A 16,521-nucleotide genomic window follows, 5' to 3' on the forward strand; every position below is an offset into this window, starting at 1 on the left:
GGACAGTCGAATACATGAACACACAAAACAGAGAAGATTTAAAAAGGATCCAGATGCATATTTAATCAATATTGAAAGCAAATGGAATCGGCACAACTAATTCATTGTGTTAGTTGTGCCGTGTAAGTTTTTTTTGGAAAAATAATGTATGTATAAAAATAGGAATTGGCATACTAACATAGAGAATACATTAAAGGAGTTCGTACATGTTAATTGAAGAAGGAAATAAGTTTCAAATTTCGCAAAATGCAAAAGGGTTTTTCAACTCTGCTGAAACAATGACGGTTAAAAGCAATAATGGCGTCACAATCCAATTTATTCTTGGCGACAGTAAAGGCCATGGTTCAATGCCAGTTGAGCATATGCAGTATTTATTGAAGAAATCTAACTTAACGGTGATTCCTAATAAAAGATCTGTGTTGAATCATGAGCTAAATGAAGAGCAAATAGGGTAAACATGGGCATTGCTTCTATTGGAGGAGTAATGCTTTTTATTATTGATTTCTTTTAAGATATTATAAGATAAATAAAAAGAGCGAAAGGATGAATTTATTTTATGGAAACTAAAAGTGCCACTTTAAAAAATTCAACCATTACATTTGTCGACGAAGGAGAAGGCAAGCCGATTGTGCTGCTTCATGGGTTCTGTGGCAGTTCCGCATATTGGTCAGAAGTCATACCTGTTATATCAAAAAATTATCGGGTTATCGCTCCGGACCTTCCGGGACATGGAGGGTCTACAACCGCTTTAAAGAACTATTCAATTTCAGATATGGCTGAAATGATCAAAGAGTTTTTAGATAAATTGAATTTAGGTAAAGTAACCATGTTCGGCCACTCATTAGGGGGCTATATTACACTTGCTTATGCAGAGAAGTACAGTGACACTTTAAACGGTTTCTCACTTGTTCATTCCACTGCCTTTCCTGATTCGGAAGAGGCTAAGAAGGGTAGAAGTACAAATATTGATAAGGTTAAGAATGAGGGTATCAAGACGCTGATTGATGGACTTGTTCCTAAGCTATTTTCACCGGATCACCTTGAAGAACAGTATATAGAATCAGCAAAACAGATCGGCTATCGTACACCTTCAGAAGGAGCTATCCATACATTAAGTGCCATGAGGGACAGACCGGATCGTAACAGTGTGCTCGAGTCAACTTCATTACCTGTGTTGTTAATTGCCGGGGAACAAGATCAAATTATCCCTGTAGAAAAAACCTTTTCTGTGAGTAAAGCAAACATTAAACAAACGATTATTAAAGATTCTGGTCATATGAGTATGTATGAGCAACCAGGCGAACTAATCTCAGTCATTAAAGACTTTATGGAAAATATGTAAGAAGGTAAAAGGAGGAACGTTTTTGGGTTCCTCCTTTTAAAGTTAAAACAAGTCACTCAGTTCGGTGTTGGAATAAACGGCAATCAGCACGACCGCTTTTTCCGTACTGATATTTTTAACGGTATGAGGTACACTGGCATTCCAGCTAAAGGAATCCCCTTTTTCCAAGACAAAGGAATCTTCCCCTTGCTCTGCAAGAACCTTTCCTTCCAATACTAAATGACATTCTACCCCTTCATGTGAATGGGCATCACCAATCGATGCTCCGGGTGGAAACTCTACACTCCTTAGCCATAATCCTCCCTTTGAAGAGATTTGCTCGATTTTCAAAGTATTCATAGTAGTATGGGTTCTTTCTTCTTTTCTAACAACCTGCATATGTTCTTTTTTTTCTAAAAGCAGGTAAGGAAGAGGAACATCTAAATAGGTCGCAATGGTCTGTAGTGTGTTAATTGATGGAGAAGTATTATTATTTTCAACATTACTAATAAACCCTTTGGAAAGTCCCGTTCCTTCACACATTTGGGCAATGGTGATTTTCTTTCTATTTCGTATCGCTCGAATTTTTGCGCCGATATCCAAATCATCCACCTCAATAGTTTTCTAATATAGAACATATTTATATATTAGCAAAAAAGTAATTGACAATCTACTTCGTTAGTTGTTATCCTATAGATAACAAAGGTTCATATTAAAATACAAATAAGAACATATTTTTTTGCACGCGTGTTTTCTTATATGAATCTTTTTATTCTATTTGAATATTGCCTGATACCTTAAATTAAGGAAAGACTAAAATAATAAAACACTTAAGAAAGGGATGTTAACTATGACGGCACCAATGATTTATGAGCTCCGCCGGCCAGCACAAATGGATCCAGACAAAACTTATCCTGCATTATTTCTCATGCATGGTATTGGAAGCAATGAACAAAATATGCTGCCATTGGTGGACAGTTTAGAAAACCAATTTTTCATTTTCAGTATCCGCGGTCACTTACCACAGCCTCCTGGCTATGCATTTTTTACAATAGAAGGGTATGGGAAACCACATCGGGAAGTTTTCGATGAGGGAGTGAAGAAACTGACCAGCTTCATTGACTATGCCTGCAGCCAATATCCGATAGACGAGCAACAATTATATTTACTTGGCTTCAGTCAAGGAGCGATTCTGTCAATGACTTTAGGATTAACATTAGGCAGCCGAATTAAAGGTATTGTAGCATTAAGCGGGTATATCCCTGCTTTTGTAAAGGAAGAGTACAACATTAAACCGGTCAACAATCTATCCATCTTTATTTCACATGGGGAGATGGATCAGGTGCTTCCTTTTGAATTGGGAGTAGCCAATGATGAGTACTTCCGCAAGTTAGGCGCAAATGTTACCTTTCGGACCTATCCAGTGGGACATACCGTAACAATAGAGAATCATCAGGACTTTATCAGATGGATTTCTGAACAACTAGAAAAATAATATTTTTAAGGAGAGGTTAGAAAATGTTAAAAAAATTTGAAGCAAGTACATTAATTTTACGTGTTATTTTGGGAATTACGTTCTTTGTTCATGGGGTAGTTAAATTCCAAGGGGGAATTGAAAATATTGCTGGCTGGTTTGGAGCAATCGGCTTACCAGGATTCTTGGCATATGTAGTGGCAACAATTGAAGTTGTTGGCGGAATTGCATTAATCCTTGGATTAGGGAGCAGAGTTGTTTCAGCCTTGCTTGCACTATTAATGATCGGTGCAACCTTAAAAGTGAAGCTCGCGGTTGGCTTTTTAGGCAATGGAGAAATGGCTGGATATGAATTGGATTTAGCCTTACTAGCTATGGCTGTGTTCATTGCTATTAACGGCAGTAAAATGTTTGCTCTTGACCAGGTTATTTTTAAAGGACAAAAGACGGATACCAAATCCTTTTAAAACTATTACATTTAAAATAGGGGGTATATAAAATGATGCCATCTTTATTTATTGCGCATGGTGCACCGTTGTTAGCAATTGAAAATAATGAGTACACCCAATATTTGAATAAGTTAGGTAAGAACATGCCGCGCCCGAAGGCGATTGTGTTATTTTCTGCCCATTGGGAATCACAGGCTCAGAAAGTAAGCAATGTTGATACCTATAATACGATTTATGATTTTGGTGGATTCCCTCCAGAGCTTTATCAGATACAGTATCCTGCTCAAGGGGATCAACAGATTTCGAATGAAATCCAGAATTTGTTTAAGGAAAACGGTATACCGTTTGAAATTGAAACCGAACGCGGGTTGGACCATGGTGCTTGGGTTGTGCTGCGGTTATTGTATCCGAATGCCGATATTCCAGTAATTGCGATGTCGGTAAATCCTAAGCTTTTACCTGAAGAACAATATAAGATTGGTAAGGCTTTATCTGCTTTAAGGGAAAAAGATGTCTTAGTGATTGGAAGCGGGGGAACGGTTCATAACTTAAGAGCAGTAAAATGGTCCGATAATGAAATCGATCAGTGGGCACAGGAATTTGATGATTGGTTGGCTGTTCATTTAGACAATTGGGATTTGGAGTCACTGTTTAAGTATGAGTCAGTTGCTCCAAATGCAGAATATGCGGTACCTCCTTATGGAAATGAGCACTTTATTCCAATTTTCTATGCAATGGGGGCAGCGGATGATGTGAAAAAGGCAAGCTTGCTTCATCGCAGCTACCGGTATGGAAACCTTAGTCATAGTGTTTGGCAGTTCGGATGAGTTAGTTTGTTTTGATAATATTCATTCTATTGTAAATAAGTGGAGGAAATCCCAACTGTGACTAGTTGGGATTTTAATTATTGTTGGTCTTGAGGGATATCAGATTCTTTACCCACAAATACCCCATTAATAAATACGTAAACGTCGGGTACTCCTTCAGCACTTATAACTGGGACACCTATCATAGTCCTGCCATCTCCAGGTAATACTACTTCAATTGTGTGAGCCCCATTCCATGAATACCCCAATTTCCAAAGATCCTTTTTGATTTCTTTAAACTCATTGCTACTGATAAAATCCGCCACAATTTTATTTCTTTCAGCACCTTGAATTGGAATTAACTCATGACAAGTACATGGTTCCTCTTCTGCTGCTTTAGCCGTATTTCCAGATGTCACAAACAAAGATCCTGCAATGACTAATCCGCCAATAATGGTTAATAATTTTTTCATTTTCTTCCTCCTCTATTTAATTATCTTTTAATTTATTCTTCTTTTTTCGACAATCTCCTTCAAAAAACTTGGAAAAATATTCGACAAATGCCAAATTTTGTGTCAGAAACGTGTCGTTGTTAATAGTTGTATAATTTCTTTTAAATCTAAGAATTAAAATTGAAATTTTGCCTAAGACACTATATTTGATTAGAATTTTTCCGAGTGCTATGCTTCTAGTAATTATGAAGTTAGGGGACGATATTTTGGTAAATGAATTAATATTAAATGACACAGTTATTGAACTTGACCATTATGAAGAAGAAAAGATCAATAATTTATATAAAATAACCGTTGCCTTTAAAGTAACCAGTGCGGATTATCATGATATCACCACCTTGCTTTATAAAGGTACCTTTGATGTAAAAATACAGGAAAGACAACTAGCTTTTAAGGCGTCCATTCAGCAATTTTCCACTTCAATTACAAATTTATATGAAAAAGGTCAAGTCGGGGAATTCAAGTTAAGTCTACTTGAAACGAACCATTAAGGGGGTGGAATAAATGAAACTCAGTATTTTAGACCAAGCTCCTATTTCATCCAATCAAACAGCTCATGAAGCATTAAATGAATCCATGAAGCTTGCTCAAACCGGTGAAAAACTGGGTTACACCCGATATTGGATTGCGGAACATCATGATTTGCCTGGACTTGCTTGTCCGGCCCCGGAAGTGATGTTAAGTTATATTGGCGCCAACACCTCGACTATTCGCATCGGTTCAGGTGCGGTCTTGCTGCCACACTATAAACCTTACAAAGTAGCAGAAGTCTACAACATGCTCGCCACCTTATTTCCTGGCCGGATTGATATCGGGATTGGCCGGGCACCGGGAGGTTCCGCGGAGGCTTCTAATGCCTTATCAGATAACTTTTTACAACAGGTTTGGAATATGCCAAAGTCAGTAACGGAACTGCTCCATTTTTTAGAAAATGACTTTCCTTCTGAACATGAATATAAAAATTTAAAGGCTTCTCCTGTTCCACCAGTTCCTCCTGCCCTATGGCTGCTCGGAACAAGTAAAAAAAGTGCCTTACTGGCAGCAGAAAAGGGGATGAGCTACGCCTTTGGACAGTTTATGAGTGAGAACAACGGGCCAGAAATTATTCAGAAGTATCTTGATACTTTTCAACCAAGAACGCATTGGCAAAAGCCTGAAGTGATTTTAACAGTGAATGTTATTTGTGCGGAGATGGATGAAGAGGCCGAAGAGATTGCATTAAGTTCTATAATATGGTCCTTACAGAAAAGTAAAGGAGAGGGACATGGGGTTCCTTCCATTGCTCAAGCAAAGCAATATCCTTTAGATGACAAGGACCTGCAAACTATAGAAAAAATGAAACAAAACATGATTATTGGCAACCCCAAGAAGGTAATAAAAAAGCTATATGAGCTAGTCTCTTTATTTCATGCAGATGAAATCATGCTGGTAACGATTACCCACTTACCAGAAGATCGAGTGAAGTCCTATCAATTGATTGCTGAAGAAGCGTTTCATATATAAAAGGGCTGTACTCTCATTAACGAGTGTAACAGCCTTTCATTTTATTGCGCATTCTCAACAGCATAGTATTTTACAGGAGTGTTGGTCGATTGTTCAATTGTCTCAGAGATGGAGCTAGTTAAGCTATTTGACCCTTTTGCATCAAGTCCAAGCTCCCAAATCATCATTCCTCCGAAACCATGGTCTAAGGCCAGTTTAGTTTTCTTTTTCATGGTTGCTGCACCATTGTAATAGTAAGTGGTTCCATACATATTAACGGTGTCCCTATTGGCATTGGCAGGGTTTTGGTTAATAATGGCTCCATAGGAGACCTGTTTAATCTTAGGATCCTTTGGCTGAGCATAAAATGGTACTCCAAGCACCAATTTATCTTTTGAGATATTTTGATCTTCAAACAACCTGGTCCAATAATTGACGATTTTCTCTGTAAATGGATACGGTGATAAATTAGCCGCATTGTAACCGCCGTCCCATTGCCCGTCATATGCCATGATATTCACATGATCAACATCTTTAAACATGGACGGTAGATACTGAACCAAACCAATTTCAGTTAAGGTAACAGCATGTATTTTTGAATAAACAGCGACAGACAGCTCCTTCTTTTTTGGATGAAGCTGTGCGCTTAATTGCTTCGTAAAAGCAGCAAGATTTTCTGCATCCGCTTTTGAGTGGGGATGTTCAAAATCAATATCGATTCCATCTAGGTTCTCACGGTCTGCTAAACTAGTAAGCTCGTTCACTAGCTTTGTCCGTGAGTCCGGATTTGAAATTGCAGCTGTAAAATAGGGATAGGATTCCCCGCCGTTTATATGAAACCATCCACCGACAGCTAATATTACCTTGGTATTCGATTTCTTTGCCTTTGCAACGGTGGTCCGCAGGTTTTTCAAAGCGGAGTCGCCATTTAGTAAAATTCCGCCGTCTTTTGTTGGATGGGCAAAAGAGAAGATGACGTGTGTTAATTGACTGTAGTCTAATTGGTTGGGATCTCGGAAATCCTGTATATAACCGATCAATACTTTTGATTTTGTTTTTTCAACTTTAGGTAATGCTTTGACCTGCGGCTTAATTGCCGACTGTGGTGCTTTTTCAGATTTAATTGATTTTTCCTGTGGCTTGTTCGAAGAGAATTGTATCCCTGTATAGATTCCTCCAAGGAAGGTAAGAACAATTACCATTGCAAGGAGGAGTTTACGTTTTTTCATGGAATGTTTCCTCCTTCTTTTTACTATAAAATTGTAACAGATTAAACAGCTAAGATTGGTTGGTAATATCCACCTTTAAAGCCGCTAATTATTTACCTGGGTAAATAGATTTGAAAGTAAAACCTGTTTCTGATATAATCATAAGGTTAATATTTAAAACAAAATTATTTTAGATAAAGATTTAAAGGTGGTTAACAATGAATCAAGAATATAGAGTATTACTTTATTATAAATATGTCTCGATTGAGAACCCAGAGGAATGTGCAAATGAACACCGTCAATTTTGTAACGACTTAGGCTTAAAAGGCCGGATTATCATAGCAGCAGAAGGGATCAATGGGACGGTGTCAGGCACCATCGAACAAACAGACGCTTACATGAAATACATGGACGAGCATCCGTTGTTTGCGGGAACCATTTTTAAAATTGATGAAGCATCAGAGCATGCTTTCAAAAAAATGAAAGTCCGCTACAGATCAGAGCTTGTCACACTTCGTTTAGAAGATGATGTTGATCCTAACGTATTAACCGGCAAGCATTTGAAGCCAAAGGAATTCTTTGAGGCAATGCAAAAGGAAGATACGGTTGTGATCGATGCTCGAAATGATTATGAATATGATCTTGGCCATTTTCGAGGAGCAGTCCGCCCAGATATATTGAACTTCCGCGATCTCCCAGAGTGGATTAGAGAGAACAAAGAGGAATTTGAAGGCAAAAAAATCCTTACTTATTGTACCGGCGGGATTCGTTGTGAAAAGTTCTCCGGCTGGCTTCGCAAAGAAGGCTTTGAAGATGTATCACAGCTTGAAGGCGGAATTGTCACTTACGGGAAAGACCCTGAGGTTCAAGGCGACCTATGGGATGGACAGCTTTACGTATTTGATGAGCGCATTAGTGTTCCAGTTAACCGCATAGAGCATGTCGTTGTCGGCAAGGATTACTATACAGGCGAGCCATGTGAGCGTTATGTTAACTGCGCGAACCCTGAATGTAACAAAAAAATCCTTTGCTCAGAAGAAAACGAGCACAAACACTTACGAAGCTGTTCACATGAGTGCCGGGTTCACCCAAGAAACCGCTATGTTGCTGAACATGGTTTAAGTGAAGAAGAAGTAAATGAAAGACTTATGGCGTTAAGTCATAACAAATAACAATGGAAGCAGGTCATCATCATGGCCTGCTTTTGCTTTATAGTACTGAATTTAACATAAAAAAGGATAATGGTTGATACATATGGAATATACTTGTGAAGGCTTTTCTATTTTAAAAACAATAGATTACTGAATACCTTGAAGGGAGTTTACCCATGACGACATATAAAAGTAGAAATGAAGTTCCCGCCCACGAAAAATGGAATTTATCCGATATATATCCTGATATCAGTAAATGGGAAGAAGATTACCAATTAATTGAGAACATTGGCGCCAGCCTCAAGCAATTTGATGGAAAAATAAACGATGGCCATTCCTTATATGAATACCTTAAACAAAGAGAAGAGCTGTCCTTTCATTTGAATAAAGTCTATGCTTTTGCGATGTTAATGGTCGATGAAAATACTCGAGAGCCTCTCCCGCAGTCCTACTTAGATAAGGCGAAGCAGCTTAGTGTGAAAATCAGTGCTGCCACTTCCTTTTTTATGCCTTATTTACTAAGTTTAGACGAGGAAACTTTAAGGGGATATATCAAAGAAGAGGAAAAATTGATATATTTTGAAGAAGATTTACTTGACTCATTCCGCTACAAAAAGCATGTTTTAAGCAAGGAACAAGAAGAAATCCTGTCCCAATTAGGGGAAGCTTTGTCAGCACCGGGACATACTTTTGGGATGATCAATAACGCCGATATTAAATTCGGCGAAGTCACAAATGGAGATGGTGACCGAGTTGAATTAACACGAGGCATGTATTCCAAATTAATTGAAGATGAAGACCGTGAAAAGAGAAGAGAGGCTTATAAAGCCTATTATCAGCCATATGTTCAATTAAAAAATTCCATCGCTTCAACCCTTTCAGCTGCGATCAAAAATAACGTAACATTGGCTAAAATTCGTCAATATCCATCCGCGCTTGAAAAAGCACTGTTTGGTGACCAAGTACCGCGTGAGGTTTACGAGAATCTTATCCAAACAACAAAAGACAATATTGCACCGCTACACGAGTATACAAAAATTCGCAAACAGAAATTAAAACTCGAGGAAATCCACCAATATGATATGAGCGTCCCGCTTGTCAGCGGTGTAAAACAAGTGATTTCTTATGAAGAAGCATATGAAACCATGTTGAAGGCTTTAGCTCCTCTAGGGGAAGATTATATTAACATCTTAAAAGAGTTTAAGGACTCAAGGTATATTGATGTCCGTGAAACACCTGGAAAACGATCTGGGGCTTATAATTTGGGCGTTTATGGCGTCCATCCATTTATATTATTAAATCATCAAGATGATTTGGATAGTTTATTCACCCTGGTCCATGAATGCGGCCACGGAGTTCACAGTAAGTTGAGCTCACAGTACCAGCCGCAAATTACGGCGGGATACAGTATTTTTGTGGCGGAGGTAGCTTCGACCGTTAACGAGGTACTCTTAATTAACTACTTATTAAATAATGAAAAGGATCCTGAAGTCCGAAATCATTTGCTCAATCATTTTATAGACCAGTTCAAAGGAACCTTTTTCACACAGGTCATGTTTGCGGAGTTTGAGATGAAAACACATGACATGGCCGAGAAGGGAATCCCATTGAATGTTGAAGTATTCAACAAAACCTATGAAACGTTGTTTAGGGAATACAATGGAGATGAGGTTGTCTTTGATGAGGAAGTGAAATATGGCTGGTCAAGAATTCCGCACTTTTATCGTCCATTCTACGTGTATAAATACGCGACAGGCTTTGCCTCTGCGATACAACTGGCGACAAAGATTTTAGAAGGAGACCAAGAAACACTCCATTCTTATCTAAAATTTCTGAAAAGCGGCAGCATTGATTATCCACTGGAGTTATTGAAAAAGACTGGTGTGGACTTAACAACCCCAGAACCAATCCAAAATGCACTGAAACGATTTGGAGAACTTGTTGAAGAATTTTCGCAAATCTAGACCTAAAAAACCGGGGAATTCACCACTCAACGGTTTTTAGGGATGAAAAGGAACGACTATAACTAAAAATGAAGGCCTTACTCAAAATGGTGAGTCTGGCCATATTTTTTTACAAGTTTTTACTCTAAAGATTTGTTAGAATATAGTTTATAAACCTATTTTAGGAGGATAATGATTTGAATTCTAAGTTTAAAAAACCAAAAGCGTTCGGAGAAATACTGGATCATACCTTTAGTTTGAGCAAAAATCGCTTTAAGGAATTTTTTATGATTTTAATCGTTTTTATGGGACCCGTCTATTTACTTCAAGCCATTATTCAGATGGCAACCGGGACCAGTTTTTTTCGGGATACAGGGACAGGGGGACAATGGTATGAACAAATACTTTCAAACTTGGACAGTTCTTCCGGCTCGTTTGATTCTAGTAGTTTAGGTGCTGATATCGGATTAATCGTCGTTGGGTTAGTGAGCTTCCTGCTTTTTCCGGTTGCTGAGGCCGCTATTTTATTTGCCATCCAGCATATTAAGAAAGAAGAAGAGTATACGGTTAGCTCGGTTATTAAAGAAGCGTTCCAACGCTTCTGGCCAATACTGGGCAGTTCGATTTTATTTGGAATTATACTGTTAGGAATAATCTTGATTCCCATTTTGATTGTCGCTTTTTCAGGCGCTACTCTTGCAGCCGCTGTCCATCCTGTTTTAGGGATATTGGTCGGCATTCTGTTGTTTATTGGGTTTGCGGTCGGTGTGGGTCTGTTAATCACACGCTGGAGCTTTTACTTTGGATCGGTTGTCCTTGATAAAGTCACACCCGGTTTTGCTCGAAGCTGGCGGCTGTCGAAGAAACGGACTTGGGTATTGTTTGGCCTATATATTGTGTTTTACTTAATTGTTTCCATTATAAGCTTTGCTGTTCAGCTGACTTTTGGCGCGCTTTTAGGGGACAGTGTTTTATTAGGCCTAATTTCGAATCTGGCATCATTATTTACAACGATGATTTTCTCCGTAGGCTATGGGGTTATGTATTTTGATTTAAAAACAAGAAATGATGCGGAGGATTTAAAAGAATTGATTGAAGATTATCAGTCGATCTAAAAACCTATATGTTAGGTGATGGTTATGTTAAATGCAAACAAAGCACGAGATGATATTGAAGAGATTTTACAAAAACAGGAGTATCAAGTTTATTATGATCACTCTAACGGGTTGATCGAAACCTGGTGGGAAAAGGCCAAAGAGTGGATCGCCTCACAGCTGGAGAAATTGTTCCCTTCCATTAAATCGGCAAGTGGCGCTTCCAGTGCCATTTTAATTACGATTATTGTTATTGTCATTTTATTGTTAGCTTTTGCAGCCTTTATGCTTCTTCGAAATACTCGACGGAATCGATTGCTGCGAAACGAGAGGCCGCTACAATCATTAAAAGAGAGAAATTGGACGTACGTAAGGCATTTAGAAGAGGCGGAAAAACTGGAATCCCTTGAAGATTATACAGAATCGACAAGACACCTCTTCTTAGCCATGCTTTTTTATTATCATGAAAAGGAATGGCTTGAGGCAAGGATATGGAAAACCAATTGGGATTACTATGATGAATTAAGAAAAGTGAGTCAGCAAAATGCTGAAGAATTTTTCGAGCTTGCCCACTTCTTTGAGGATGCCGCTTATGGGGAACATAAGGTAAGTCCTGAAGAATATAAACCGTTTCGCACAAAAATCAGAGATATATTGGGAAGTAGGGGGGTGGAAAGTATTCAATGAATGCTTTAAAAATACGTGGATGGATTTGGTTTGCCGTGCTTCTCCTTCTCTTTATTGGAGTTAGTTATGTCGCCTTTACACCCAAACCAAAAATTTATCCAGATTATGTGACCACCTCTCCTGCTCCAACTGGGATTAAGGCAATATATACATATTTAAAAAAGGAAAAAGGCGTAAAAAGCTGGAACCATTCACCTGATCTACTCCCTAAAGGAGACAACAACCAAATGCTTGTAATGGTCGGCCCTGCTTTTACACCTGAAAAAGAGTTGATGCAGGCATATAAAGCGTATATGAATGCTGGAAATACGATCTTGTTATTACAAACAAACCCAAAAGGGATGTTTGATCTTGAAGCAGACTTTATTGAAAAGAGTCCCTCTCAAAGCAAAAGATGGCATTTGGTAAAGGATCAGAACTATAAAACTTTCAAAGCAGAAGTGAATTCAGATGTTCGAATCCGTACGATCAAGGGTGATGAACTGTTGCTGTCTGATCAGTATGGTCCGATCGCAGTAAAAAGAACCTTTGGGAAGGGACATTTAATCGTTGCCATTACCCCTGAGTGGTTCACCAATGATAAACTACTGAAAAAAGACCACTTGCCACTTAGTTTTCAACTATTAAATCGAGGGAATCCTGACACCATTTTGTTTGATGAATATACGCATGTTGGGGAAAACAAATCGTCCATTTTAGCGGTTTATCCGATGTGGTTTTTGGTCCTTATTTTTCAAGGGATTTTATTGGTGGTGTTCTGGCTGTGGTACAAGGGGAAACGGTTTGGCCCATTGTTAAGCCCGCGGGAAGAGTGGGTCCGCTTTAGTGATGAAGGGATTCAGGCGATTGCCGCCTGGTATTTAAAAGGCAGACGTTATCAAGATTCACTCCATATCCAAGCAGATTATGTAAAGGTTTTGCTGCAGGAACGCTGGCATATTCCTTATCATAAGGGTTGGCAGGAGCTTACTCCTTATTTTGAAAGAAAATGGATAAAAATTCCTGCCCATGAAATGAAAACTTTCCTATACGGCTTAGCCGCCATCTTAAACCAGGAAAAGATCAATAAGCAAGAATATCTATTGTGGTCGAGAAAACTAGAGGAATTACGAAATGAGGTTGAATCATGAAGACAGAATTAACATCTTTTTTAGAAAAATATGAAGAGCGGATCCTAGGTCAGAGCCTTAATCTTAGACTCCTGCTTTCTGCCATTCTATCAGGCGGACATGTCCTTTTGGAAGGAGTGCCTGGCACCGGTAAAACGCAAATGGTTCGAACGCTCGCAGGTCTTCTGGGTGGCAGCTTTAACCGGATTCAGTTCACACCGGATTTATTGCCTAGTGATATTACGGGCAGCGCGATTTATAACATGAAAGAAAGTACGTTTCAAACACTTAAGGGGCCAATTTTCACCAATATCCTATTAGCTGATGAAATTAACCGAACCCCTGCTAAGACACAAGCCGCCCTTTTGGAGGCGATGGAAGAAAAGCAGGTGACCATCCAAGGTGAAACCTATCTTTTGCCAGATGTATTTTTTGTGGTCGCAACACAAAATCCAATTGAATTTGAAGGTACATACCCACTTCCAGAAGCGCAGCAGGATCGTTTTTTATTTAAACTTTATATCGATTTTCCTTCCTTTGATGAGGAGAAAGATGTATTGAAGATGGTGATAGAAAACACTATTGAGGAAAGTCGGTTAACAGCCATCCTGGATATGGACACTTTTATGGCGATAAGAAAAGAAATTGAAAAAGTAACCGTAAGTGAGACCGTATTAGGCTACATCTTACAGATCGTTCGTAAAACAAGAGAGGCAGAATCAATTCGCTTTGGGGCGAGTACGAGAGCGGGGATTTCAATAGGAAAAGCGGCTCAAGCCTGGGCCTATCTTGCAGGGAGAGATTATGTGACGCCAGACGATATTAAGATGGTTGCCAAACCGGCATTAAGACATCGAATTCAGTTATCTCCACATATAGAATTGGAGGGAGCAACCGTTGACCAAATCATTGAAGAGCTTGTGGGCTCGGTTCCTGTTCCAAGATAAAGGGATCCTGCCTGCCAAACGGTTATTGTTCATTTACCTCATAATCTCTGTAGTTTTTATGCTGGGAATGATTATTGGCCTCTCGTGGGCTTATATCATTACCTTTAACATTTTGGCCCTTTGTATCAGTTTATTGGACTTACTTTTTTCACCTAATAAACAACAGCTTACCTTCAACAGGACAATGCCCAAAGAAATGGAAAGAGGAATCTCTTATCCAATCGAGATTGAGGTTTGTAATACCTCTCCCTATTCCATTTCGTACCGATTGATTGACGGACTGCCACAATTCTTTGATAGGCCGTTTCCACTTAAGGGACAAATTCAAAAGGATTCTGCCGTGGTGATTACCTATGATACTATTGCCACGATTAGAGGAGACTATGATGTACAAAAGCTTTATTTTCGTTATCGCAGCCGCTTTGGTTTATGGGAAAAACAAACAACCGTTTCCATAAAGGAAACGGTAAAAGTGATTCCAGATTTAACTGAAACAAAACAATACTTAGAAAATGCTCAAAGCTATTTAAAGTATGAAGGATTAAACATCCGCAGACAAAGGAGCGGTGTTGGCGATTTTTCAAAAATTCGAGAGTTTGTGGTCGGTGATGATCCGCGTAAGATTAACTGGCGGCAAACGGCCAAACTGAGGGAAGTCATGACAAATGACTATGAGCCAGAGCATGGCAAATATATAACGGTTTTAATTGATTGCGGGCGTATGATGGGGGCAGAGTTGAAAAAGGGGAATCGGCTAGAAAAGGCGTTAGAAGCAGCCCTGACTGTCACGGCAGCAGCATTAAAAAAAGGCGATTATGTTTCTGTTCTTGCTTTTTCAAAGGAAATCCACGTCTATGTTCCACCTTCCAAAGGAATGGCTCATTTACAGACCATTTTGCATGCTATTTACAATTTAAAGGTAGACGCATCTGAGTCTAATTATGGAGCTGTTTTACGGTATTTAGAAACAGTTCAAAAGAAACGAAGTCTGCTGCTTTTATTTAGTGATGTTCGTACTTTTTTACATGAGGAAAGTGCCTTAGTTTATTTACAACGGCTTCAACAGCGCCATTTGTTTTTGATGATCGGCGTGGAAGACCAGACTTTATTAAAGAGGGTAAAGGAAGTGCCTGAAACGGTACAGCAAGCAATGGTGAAAAGTATTGCTCAGCAGCAAGTTATTTTAAAAAAGCGGGAGAAGAACAAATGGGAGAAAAAAGGCCTGCAGATGATCGAGGCCCGAGAGGAAAAATTGGCTGTAACGGCCGTGTCAAATTATATTCAAATTATAAATCAAAATCTTTTATAGGCTGGGATTTGGCTAGTTTAAGTTTACCTATAAACACATATAGGATAAGGCCGGCAACGGTTAGGACAGCGACGATATATTTTGCTCCCAACGAAATCTTTGCCGGTGTAATGAAGCCTTCGATGATTCCAGCAATCACAAACAATGGAATTGTACCAAGCAAAAGCTGAACGGATCGTTTGGCATGCCGCTTTAATTGCCAGCCTCTTGTGTATTGCCCAGGAACAAAGAGCTTATAGCCCATTAAAAGCCCAGCACCGCCTGCGATAAAAATAGCTGTAAGTTCGATCATTCCATGTGGAACAATAAAGGCCCAAAAATCATAGGATTTGCCGTGATGCCAAAAGAGGGCAGCAAGGGCTCCAATAATGATCCCGTTATAGACCATTAAATAAACGGTAACGAGGCCAAAGGCAATGCCACCGGCAAAGGCAAAGATGCCGACTTTAATATTGTTGGTCATAATACTCGCTGACATCAGGGAAGAATCAACGGCACCAGAGCCTTTTCCTAATTTATCTGGATCCACGCCTTGAGAAATTTCCGCAGGGAGAATCGAATAAATATGGAGCGGGTCATTCATAACAGAAAGAAAGCTTCCGATCGCTCCAATTAAAAATAAAATCATCGCGGCGATGACAAATTTCCATTGCTCCAGCAATAAACCAATAAATTTAGTGCTGAAGAAATAACGAATCTGTTTAAAGCTTGAAACCTGGTCTTTGTACAAAAGGTTATGTGCTTTTGAAACAAGGGTGTTTAAATAGGGCGTTATTTCATCATTTGGAAAATAAGTTTGACTGTAAGAAAGATTTTGCGCTGCCTTTTGATATAATCGATGAAACTGTGTAATGGTTTCACCGGTATAGTCCCTTTTTCTCTTGCTTAATAGGGTAACGAATTGTTCAAGTTGTTTCCAATCTTCACGGTGCATTTTGACAAATTGCTTGAGATTCATTTTGACACCTTCTTTTACGGAGCTATGTAAATTTTTATACTTTTCTCCTTATTATAGAAAATTAGTAGGAA

At 39.0% G+C, this 16,521-nt stretch carries 18 protein-coding genes; 14 read left to right on the forward strand and 4 right to left on the reverse strand.

Annotation, left to right across the window (positions count from 1 at the left end; translation table 11 throughout):
• The first annotated feature begins 206 nt into the window (after positions 1-206).
• Together M3226_RS17380 and M3226_RS17385 are read left to right on the forward strand one after the other, a co-directional pair.
• Entirely contained in the window at positions 207-455 is a 249-nt protein-coding gene (locus M3226_RS17380) for a hypothetical protein (protein ID WP_098532090.1), read from the forward strand.
• Between the two features lie 101 nt (positions 456-556).
• Positions 557-1,342, forward strand: coding sequence for an alpha/beta fold hydrolase (locus tag M3226_RS17385; protein ID WP_251567403.1), 786 nt, complete (start codon positions 557-559; stop codon positions 1,340-1,342).
• Positions 1,343-1,384: 42 nt separating this feature from the next.
• Here the strand turns inward: M3226_RS17385 and M3226_RS17390 are convergent, their stop codons facing one another.
• The gene (locus M3226_RS17390) at positions 1,385-1,924 is read right to left on the reverse strand and encodes a helix-turn-helix domain-containing protein (RefSeq protein WP_251567405.1); all 540 of its coding nucleotides are present in this window, start codon (positions 1,922-1,924) and stop codon (positions 1,385-1,387) included.
• A 247-nt stretch (positions 1,925-2,171) separates the two neighbouring features.
• Here M3226_RS17390 and M3226_RS17395 point away from each other — a divergent pair, with 247 nt between their 5' ends.
• From M3226_RS17395 to M3226_RS17405, 3 genes are read left to right on the forward strand one after another with little or no spacing between them, the layout of a single operon-like run.
• Positions 2,172-2,816 (forward strand): alpha/beta hydrolase, encoded by a 645-nt coding sequence (locus tag M3226_RS17395; RefSeq protein WP_251567408.1) that lies wholly within the window; start codon positions 2,172-2,174, stop codon positions 2,814-2,816.
• Positions 2,817-2,839: 23 nt separating this feature from the next.
• Positions 2,840-3,262 (forward strand): DoxX family protein, encoded by a 423-nt coding sequence (locus M3226_RS17400; RefSeq protein WP_251567410.1) that lies wholly within the window; start codon positions 2,840-2,842, stop codon positions 3,260-3,262.
• 32 nt (positions 3,263-3,294) lie between these two features.
• Positions 3,295-4,071, forward strand: a complete 777-nt coding sequence (locus tag M3226_RS17405) for a DODA-type extradiol aromatic ring-opening family dioxygenase (RefSeq protein ID WP_251567412.1) — start codon at positions 3,295-3,297, stop codon at positions 4,069-4,071.
• A 77-nt stretch (positions 4,072-4,148) separates the two neighbouring features.
• On the opposite strand, the gene M3226_RS17410 is transcribed toward M3226_RS17405, so the two are convergent.
• Positions 4,149-4,523 carry a hypothetical protein gene (locus M3226_RS17410; protein ID WP_251567414.1) on the reverse strand — a complete coding sequence of 125 codons (375 nt, stop codon included), beginning with the start codon at positions 4,521-4,523 and terminating at the stop codon, positions 4,149-4,151.
• A gap of 245 nt (positions 4,524-4,768) precedes the next feature.
• Between M3226_RS17410 and M3226_RS17415 the strand changes: the two genes are divergently transcribed.
• A complete protein-coding gene (locus M3226_RS17415; protein ID WP_251567415.1) occupies positions 4,769-5,053 on the forward strand; it encodes a DUF3219 family protein in 285 nt (94 codons plus the stop codon).
• Positions 5,054-5,066: 13 nt separating this feature from the next.
• Positions 5,067-6,065 (forward strand): LLM class flavin-dependent oxidoreductase, encoded by a 999-nt coding sequence (locus tag M3226_RS17420; RefSeq protein WP_251567418.1) that lies wholly within the window; start codon positions 5,067-5,069, stop codon positions 6,063-6,065.
• A gap of 41 nt (positions 6,066-6,106) precedes the next feature.
• Here M3226_RS17420 and M3226_RS17425 read toward each other — a convergent pair whose 3' ends face one another.
• The gene (locus tag M3226_RS17425; RefSeq protein ID WP_251567419.1) at positions 6,107-7,273 is read right to left on the reverse strand and encodes a glycosyl hydrolase family 18 protein; all 1,167 of its coding nucleotides are present in this window, start codon (positions 7,271-7,273) and stop codon (positions 6,107-6,109) included.
• 197 nt (positions 7,274-7,470) lie between these two features.
• On the opposite strand from M3226_RS17425, the gene trhO reads away from it, so the two are divergent.
• The 7 genes from trhO to M3226_RS17460 all read left to right on the forward strand — a co-directional run bounded on the left by trhO (position 7,471) and on the right by M3226_RS17460 (position 15,492).
• Positions 7,471-8,424, forward strand: a complete 954-nt coding sequence (trhO, locus tag M3226_RS17430) for an oxygen-dependent tRNA uridine(34) hydroxylase TrhO (protein WP_251567421.1) — start codon at positions 7,471-7,473, stop codon at positions 8,422-8,424.
• A gap of 155 nt (positions 8,425-8,579) precedes the next feature.
• The gene (pepF, locus tag M3226_RS17435; RefSeq protein WP_251567423.1) at positions 8,580-10,367 is read left to right on the forward strand and encodes an oligoendopeptidase F; all 1,788 of its coding nucleotides are present in this window, start codon (positions 8,580-8,582) and stop codon (positions 10,365-10,367) included.
• Between the two features lie 176 nt (positions 10,368-10,543).
• The gene (locus M3226_RS17440; protein ID WP_251567425.1) at positions 10,544-11,461 is read left to right on the forward strand and encodes a hypothetical protein; all 918 of its coding nucleotides are present in this window, start codon (positions 10,544-10,546) and stop codon (positions 11,459-11,461) included.
• Between the two features lie 24 nt (positions 11,462-11,485).
• Positions 11,486-12,127 (forward strand): DUF4129 domain-containing protein, encoded by a 642-nt coding sequence (locus M3226_RS17445; protein WP_251567427.1) that lies wholly within the window; start codon positions 11,486-11,488, stop codon positions 12,125-12,127.
• On the forward strand, positions 12,124-13,257 hold the full coding sequence (locus M3226_RS17450) for a DUF4350 domain-containing protein (protein ID WP_251567429.1): 1,134 nt from the start codon (positions 12,124-12,126) through the stop codon (positions 13,255-13,257). The genes M3226_RS17445 and M3226_RS17450 overlap by 4 nt, the downstream gene beginning before the upstream one ends.
• Positions 13,254-14,183 (forward strand): AAA family ATPase, encoded by a 930-nt coding sequence (locus tag M3226_RS17455; RefSeq protein ID WP_251567431.1) that lies wholly within the window; start codon positions 13,254-13,256, stop codon positions 14,181-14,183. The genes M3226_RS17450 and M3226_RS17455 overlap by 4 nt, the downstream gene beginning before the upstream one ends.
• Positions 14,134-15,492 carry a DUF58 domain-containing protein gene (locus tag M3226_RS17460; RefSeq protein ID WP_251567433.1) on the forward strand — a complete coding sequence of 453 codons (1,359 nt, stop codon included), beginning with the start codon at positions 14,134-14,136 and terminating at the stop codon, positions 15,490-15,492. Before M3226_RS17455 ends, M3226_RS17460 begins: the two co-directional genes overlap by 50 nt.
• Here the strand turns inward: M3226_RS17460 and M3226_RS17465 are convergent.
• Complete coding sequence (locus M3226_RS17465; RefSeq protein WP_251567435.1) at positions 15,470-16,450, reverse strand: stage II sporulation protein M; 981 nt, start codon at positions 16,448-16,450, stop codon at positions 15,470-15,472. The two genes, M3226_RS17460 and M3226_RS17465, sit on opposite strands and share 23 nt — an antisense overlap.
• Positions 16,451-16,521 lie beyond the last annotated feature (71 nt).

The organism is Neobacillus cucumis (assembly GCF_023715505.1).

Coding starts and splice junctions, on each gene's coding strand:
- M3226_RS17380 (WP_098532090.1), top strand. CDS start 207: ATGTTAATTGAAGAAGGAAATAAGTTTCAAATTTCGCAAAATGCAAAA.
- M3226_RS17385 (WP_251567403.1), top strand. CDS start 557: ATGGAAACTAAAAGTGCCACTTTAAAAAATTCAACCATTACATTTGTC.
- M3226_RS17395 (WP_251567408.1), top strand. CDS start 2,172: ATGACGGCACCAATGATTTATGAGCTCCGCCGGCCAGCACAAATGGAT.
- M3226_RS17400 (WP_251567410.1), top strand. CDS start 2,840: ATGTTAAAAAAATTTGAAGCAAGTACATTAATTTTACGTGTTATTTTG.
- M3226_RS17405 (WP_251567412.1), top strand. CDS start 3,295: ATGATGCCATCTTTATTTATTGCGCATGGTGCACCGTTGTTAGCAATT.
- M3226_RS17410 (WP_251567414.1), bottom strand. CDS start 4,523: ATGAAAAAATTATTAACCATTATTGGCGGATTAGTCATTGCAGGATCT.
- M3226_RS17420 (WP_251567418.1), top strand. CDS start 5,067: ATGAAACTCAGTATTTTAGACCAAGCTCCTATTTCATCCAATCAAACA.
- M3226_RS17425 (WP_251567419.1), bottom strand. CDS start 7,273: ATGAAAAAACGTAAACTCCTCCTTGCAATGGTAATTGTTCTTACCTTC.
- trhO (WP_251567421.1), top strand. CDS start 7,471: ATGAATCAAGAATATAGAGTATTACTTTATTATAAATATGTCTCGATT.
- pepF (WP_251567423.1), top strand. CDS start 8,580: ATGACGACATATAAAAGTAGAAATGAAGTTCCCGCCCACGAAAAATGG.
- M3226_RS17445 (WP_251567427.1), top strand. CDS start 11,486: ATGTTAAATGCAAACAAAGCACGAGATGATATTGAAGAGATTTTACAA.
- M3226_RS17450 (WP_251567429.1), top strand. CDS start 12,124: ATGAATGCTTTAAAAATACGTGGATGGATTTGGTTTGCCGTGCTTCTC.
- M3226_RS17455 (WP_251567431.1), top strand. CDS start 13,254: ATGAAGACAGAATTAACATCTTTTTTAGAAAAATATGAAGAGCGGATC.
- M3226_RS17465 (WP_251567435.1), bottom strand. CDS start 16,450: ATGAATCTCAAGCAATTTGTCAAAATGCACCGTGAAGATTGGAAACAA.